Raw genomic sequence first — 464 nt, forward strand, 5'->3', positions numbered from 1 at the left:
AAGGTTCAACATTTGTTGAACCTTTTTTATTGCATTATTGTCTTAATATTAATTAGTTATTAAAAATTAATGATTGCCTTAAAGCTGAAGGGTTATGTGTTGTTCTGTAATCAACTAAAATTTTGTAATCACAGGTTTCGCATTTGGGCATTAATACCTTTCTGCTGTACGTACCATCTTTTATCTGGTACATATTCTGTGTTTTCCAGTTATTAAAGTTTCCCGTTACTTTAATGCCGGTAATAACAACGTTATTATATTTAATTTCCTGCCAAATCATATTAGTAGGTAAAGCAATACTTAACGAGCGTTGATACCAATCGTAAGCTTTGTTTAAATCTTTCAGTTTGGTATAAGCAAATTCATAAGCTAAACAACCAATGTAAGGGTTCAATGAATATATATAACTCGCATATTGCAAAGCAGAACCTGCAGTTCCGCCAACAAAATCTGCTGCACCGCTA

At 32.3% G+C, this 464-nt stretch carries 1 protein-coding gene; it reads right to left on the reverse strand.

All coding sequences use genetic code 11. The annotated features are described in order from the left end of the window. Nucleotides 1-52: 52 nt before the first annotated feature. Nucleotides 53-464 (reverse strand): hypothetical protein (locus tag E3E36_RS11830; RefSeq protein ID WP_167895575.1); only part of this gene is annotated, 412 nt, incomplete at its 5' end.

Source organism: Thermococcus sp. M36 (assembly GCF_012027355.1).
Taxonomy (GTDB): domain Archaea; phylum Methanobacteriota_B; class Thermococci; order Thermococcales; family Thermococcaceae; genus Thermococcus.